Here is a 5,086-nt window from a genome sequence, read left to right on the forward strand (position 1 = left end):
CCGAAGCCGCCTCGTGGAGCGCAGGCGTCCGCCCAAGCCCCGCGTAACGAGCAGGGCCGTCCGCCCAAGCCTCCATCGGCAGTTGCCGCCGAGCGGCCCGCGAACCCGCGGCGTGAGGAGCAGCGCCGTCCGCCGAAGCCGCCCTCCGCCTCCGGGCAACAGCGTCCCGTGCAGCCTGCGTCCTCGGAACAGGCCCGTCCGCCGTTGCCTCCACGCATCGACCTCAGCGGGTCATCCCGACCGGCGAAGACGGACGAACGCCGTCGTCCGGCGAAGCCCTCCCGCCCCAAGAATGCACGGCCCGCGAAGCCCTCTCGCAAGCAGACGCCTCGGCCGGAAGGCACGCCTCGTCCCCCCGCGTCACGTGGCTCTCGCCCGAAGCGCGGCGGACCCAAGAAGCCCTGAGCCTGCGAACAGGACACCTCCCGGCGGCGGCGCACCGCGAACTGGTCCGACAGTCGGACCAGTTGGGCGGACCGGCGCCGGAGGAGCCCTCCGCCGCTGTTCCGACAAGCAGACCGGTGGGTGCCGTGTCGGACATGGGGTGTACAGCGTGGTCGTCCGGGGCCTGGCGTCGCGGTCGATGCGGTCGCGCACCCCAAGGGGGAACCGCCATGCGTTCATGCATCTTCGTCCTGGGCCTGCTGGCCCTCGCGTCCACCCCGGCCTCCGCTGACGCCCCCGCGCAGGCCATCCTCTGGAAGGGCTCCAGGAACAAGGCCGAGGCGGAAGCCCAGCGGGCCACCTGGGTCACCCTCGAAGCCTTCCTCCGGAAGGCGGGCCTGAGCCTGCCGGAGGGCTACCCCCGGCTCATCGAGAGCAAGACCCTCCCCGGCCTCAAACCCGGCTTCTGGGTGTGGCTCGTGGGCCTCTGCGACCCCGAATCCGCGCCCTCGCTCCTCGTCCCCATCAAGCATCTCGCCCCGGAGACCTACGCGCGCGCGGTGCGGCTCCCCGCGGGACAGCTGGCCTGTCCCCAGCAGGAAGGTGCGCCGCTGGAGGCCCGGAAGCTCACGCTGAAGCGGCCCTCGGGCGCGACGTTGCGCGTGTTCACCCGCGACGAGACCACGACTCCGGACCCGGAGTATTCCAACCTCCGCCTCACGCGAACCCGCTATCTCTTCACCCTCATCGGAGCGAACGGGGCGGTGCTGGACTCGAAGGACCTGCCCGGCGACGAGCGCTTCAACGGAGCCCCGGCGCCCGGCTTCGACTCCCCGCGCTGCGACGTCACGCGCCTCAGCGCGACAGGGAAGGACACGCTGCTCTTCGTCCGCCACTGCACCACGGCCACCACCGAGTGCGGTGCGCTGGCCGCGTCGGACGAGCGCACCGTCGTGACGGTGGAGGGCGACACGGTCGTCCCCGGCGCCACGGAGCGTGAAAACGAGGTGGACCTGACCTGCCACTGACCGCTCCCGCTCAGGGGAAGCGGTACACGGTGACGTAGCCGTCCTGGTGCACCATCTCTCCTCCCAGCTCGTCCGTGATGAACTGGTGGCGGATGGGGTGGAAGAAGTGCGTCACGTACCACTTGAAGTGGTGCTCCTTCAGGAAGCGCCGCATCTCCTCGCGCTCCTCCGGAGTGACGGTGCCGAACGCGCTGCGCATCCCTTCCGCCGCGCGGATCAACCGCGAGTCCACCAGCGCCGACTCCCGCACCGGCAACCGCGACAGCCGGGCGAAAGACACCGGCTTGCCGTGGAACATCTGCTCCCACTGCCCCTGCACGTTGTCCGTCAGGACGCCGCGGGCATGGGCGCGTCGCGAATCTCATCGAACACCGGCGGCAGCCGGGGCACCTGGGGCACCAGCATCTGGAGGCCCCGGTACTCCACGTTCGGCACCAGCGCCACCGCGAGCGCCACCGCCACGCCCAGCCGCGCGTCACGCCGGGACGCCCACGTCCCCGCGTGCGCCGCCGCGAACGCCACCAGCACCGACAGCGACAGGAACGTGAGCAGCACGAAGCGCACCGGCATGCCCCCGCGCGAGAACAGCGGCACCACGTGCTTGAACACCACGTAGGGCATTGGAATCTGCACCTTGAGCGGCACGCCGAACGCCGTCAGCGGCTCCGACAGCGACAGCCACACCGCCAGCGCCAACAGCAGCAACACGTCCCGCCGCCACACCCGCTCCCGCCACGCGGGCACCAGCGCCACCGCGAGCGCGATGACGAAGAGCAGCACCACCGGGGACACCCGGTCCTCCAGGCCGATGTTGAGCACCGTGCCCATGGACAGCACCGCGAAGCCCAGCCCCAGCCCCGCCCACCGGCGCCCCTCCGGCACGCCCCGCCACAGCGCGAAGACGGCCAGCAGCGGCGTCACCCAGCCCAGGAAGTTGCCGGTCTCCTCCGCGTTGGTCGCCATCTTCATGCGCAGGATGTTCAGGGAGAACTCGCGCGCGCTCGCCGGCAGCTCCGTCATCCACGCCGAGCGCGTGTCCGGAACGAAGAACGAATACAGGTCCGAGAAGTAGTCCGAGTCGCCGTGGTGGATCTGCAGCGGCGCGGGGAACGCATGCAGCAGCAGCGGCACGATGGGCGGCACGCACGCGAGCCCCGCCGCCACGCCCGCCACCACCGCCCGGCGCACGAGCGGATCCCTCCACGTGTCCACGGAGAGCAGCGGCCCCCGCTTCCACCGCTCCGCCACCACCCACAAGAGCGAGAAGAGCGCGATGTAGACGAGGTAGTAATAGTCACACAGCAACACGTACAACGCGCACAGCGCCAGCCCCACCAGCCACTTGCGCTTGCCCTCGTCCAGCCAGCGGAAGAAGCACAGCAGGTAGAGCGGCAGCCCCTCCAGCGCGCTGAGGTTCAGGTGCGCCGTCGCGTGGGCCAGGTGGTAGCGCGAGAAGTTGAACACGCACGCGCCCGCCAGCGCCGCCGCCGCCGCGATCCAGGGGCCGTGGCCCGCGCGCTCCAGCAGGTAGCGCAGCAGCAGCCACGACGTGTAGCCCGTCAGCACGAACGAGCCGAACAGCACCACGTTGTACGCCGTCTCCACCGGCATGAACGGCAGCAGCACCACGCCCCACAGCGTCTTCGCGGGCGCCAGCGTGTGCCAGTACAGCTCCGCCCCCAGCGGCCAGTGGAGGAACGGCGCGAAGAAGGGGTTCTGCGGCTGCACCCACAGGGCCTGCCGCATCCACCACAGGTGCCACATGTTCATGTAGACGTCTTCGCGGCCACCCATCACGTGCCCCTTCATCTGGGACACGAGCGGCCAGGTGTGGAACGCCGACAGCGCGAAGAACGTGAGCAGCACCAGCGGGTGCAGCACCCGCCGCATCAAGGGGGACATAGGCGCGGGGGACACCTTCAGCGGGGCCGCTCGGCGGCCATCAACATGTTGTCGCCCAGGTTGAACGGGATGGACCAGCTGGACGGCACGCCCCGCCGCGCCAGCTCCAGCACCGGCGCCGCGGGCGTGAAGCTCGCCCCCACCTTCCGCAGCAGGTAGTCCGCGGAGATGATGTGCGTGTACGTCCGGACGTCCGTGACGTGGAAGCCCACCTCCTCCAGCAGCAGCGCCAGGGTGCGGCGGCCGAAATAGAACAGGTGCATGTCCATCAGCCACGGCCACTGGCCGCCCAGCAGCCGCGCCAGCAGGCTGCCCGCGTCGATGGTGGACAGGTAGATGCGGCCGCCGGGGCGCACCAGCTCGAGCGCCGCCTTCAGCTCCTCGCGCGGATCCGCGAAGTGCTCCACCACGTCCCACAGCGTCACCACGTCGTACTGGAGCCCCTTCGCCGCCAGCTCCCGCAGGGGGATGCCGTGCACCGTGAAGCCCAGGCTCCGCGCGTTGCCGGCCGCCCAGCGCGACAGCTCCAGCCCCTCCGGGCGGAAGCCCGCCTCACGGGCCACGTCCAGGAAGTAGCCGCAGTAGGCGCCCACATCCAGCAGCGTGCGGCCCTGGGCCGGGCCCAGCTCGCGGAGCACGCGGCGGAAGGTGTGGTAGCGGTTGTCCTTCTCCGCGACGTAGAGCGGGTCCTCCACGTCCTGGTACGCCTGGAGCAGCACGTCCGGGGACTGGAGCGGCCACTGGAACATCATCCCGCAGTCCTCGCAGCCCCAGATGGGCGGGTGGCTGCGGTGGCCGAAGGACGTGCAGTTGTAGGCCGCCGCCCCCTGGGGTTGGGTCGCGCCGCGCGCCCGGTGACGCAGCCGCAGGCGCGCTCCCTTGCACAGGTAGCAGGCATCCGGCACGGGGGCCAGGTGCGGTTCGGAGACGCGACGGGCAGCGGGGTCCATCATGGCGGCGCACCGTAGCCGCTGGGGCCCACCGCCTCAACACGTCGGATGGGACGAGCCTGACGTCGGATGGGGACGAGTCTGCCCGATGGCCTCCCTCACGCCCGGCGGCCTCCAGGCCCCAAGCCGCTTGCTTTCCGGGCGACACGCCGCGAAATAGGCCCCCTTCTGGAATCGTTGCTCCAGGTTCACCTCCCCCTGAAGTCCCGTGACATGCGCGCCTTGAACGACCCCGCTTCCGCCCCTGCCCCCACGCTCCAGCTGGGCCTGCCGGGCTTCTCCTTCGAAGACCTGTACCGCCCCAGCGGCCTGCGCCGGCTGGCGGAGCGCTTCGACGCGCAGCTCCAGGGTGACGCGCCCGACCTGTTCCAGGCCTTCGACGCCTACCGCAAGTCCGGCGGCACCAGCCCTTCGGGCCCGGCGGAGTCCGACCTGCTCATCCAGGTGGCCCGCCACGTCTCGCGCTTCGTCGCGACGCTGTTCGGCATCACGGAGGAGGCCGAGCGCCTGGCCCGCCAGCTGCGCGGCGAGCTGCCCCTCTTCGACTTCAAGCGCGAGTTCATCACGCGCCGCGTCTTCAAGAAGGGCGCGCAGGACCGCCCGACGCTCGCGGAGTTCCCGTCGCTGGACGGCCGCATGCGCCTGCTCATGCAGCTGGGCTTCCCGGACGCGCTCCAGCACGGCGACCTGGAGCGAGGCCTCGCGGAGTCCATCCTCACGCTGCTGGACCTGGAGCGGCTCTACTCCGGCAACCTGCCCCCCGCGCACCAGGAGCGCGCCCCCGCCCTGCGCGAGCGCTGGGCCGGCCCTGCGCGCCGCGCT

The 5,086-nt window shown here is 71.2% G+C and carries 4 protein-coding genes and 1 pseudogene; 2 read left to right on the top strand and 3 right to left on the bottom strand.

The features are described from left to right. Positions 1–614: 614 nt before the first annotated feature. A complete protein-coding gene (locus ACLEQD_RS36575) occupies positions 615–1,412 on the top strand; it encodes a hypothetical protein (RefSeq protein ID WP_410390521.1) in 798 nt (265 codons plus the stop codon). Positions 1,413–1,422: 10 nt separating this feature from the next. On the opposite strand, the gene ACLEQD_RS36580 is transcribed toward ACLEQD_RS36575, so the two are convergent. The 3 genes from ACLEQD_RS36580 to ACLEQD_RS36590 are packed head-to-tail and all read right to left on the bottom strand — an operon-like array spanning position 1,423 to position 4,267. Then, complete coding sequence (locus tag ACLEQD_RS36580) at positions 1,423–1,731, bottom strand: hypothetical protein (RefSeq protein WP_410390522.1); 309 nt, start codon at positions 1,729–1,731, stop codon at positions 1,423–1,425. An 8-nt stretch (positions 1,732–1,739) separates the two neighbouring features. After that, a complete protein-coding gene (locus ACLEQD_RS36585; RefSeq protein ID WP_410390523.1) occupies positions 1,740–3,314 on the bottom strand; it encodes a hypothetical protein in 1,575 nt (524 codons plus the stop codon). A gap of 17 nt (positions 3,315–3,331) precedes the next feature. Continuing rightward, positions 3,332–4,267 (bottom strand): class I SAM-dependent methyltransferase, encoded by a 936-nt coding sequence (locus ACLEQD_RS36590; protein WP_410390524.1) that lies wholly within the window; start codon positions 4,265–4,267, stop codon positions 3,332–3,334. Positions 4,268–4,477: 210 nt separating this feature from the next. On the opposite strand from ACLEQD_RS36590, the pseudogene ACLEQD_RS36595 reads away from it, so the two are divergent. Then, a pseudogene (locus ACLEQD_RS36595) lies at positions 4,478–5,086 on the top strand (pyridine nucleotide-disulfide oxidoreductase); the annotation flags it as partial.

This window comes from Corallococcus sp. 4LFB, assembly GCF_046520365.1.
GTDB lineage: Bacteria > Myxococcota > Myxococcia > Myxococcales > Myxococcaceae > Corallococcus > Corallococcus caeni.

Coding starts and splice junctions, on each gene's coding strand:
- ACLEQD_RS36575 (WP_410390521.1), top strand. CDS start 615: ATGCGTTCATGCATCTTCGTCCTGGGCCTGCTGGCCCTCGCGTCCACC.
- ACLEQD_RS36590 (WP_410390524.1), bottom strand. CDS start 4,267: ATGATGGACCCCGCTGCCCGTCGCGTCTCCGAACCGCACCTGGCCCCC.
- ACLEQD_RS36585 (WP_410390523.1), bottom strand. CDS start 3,314: ATGTCCCCCTTGATGCGGCGGGTGCTGCACCCGCTGGTGCTGCTCACG.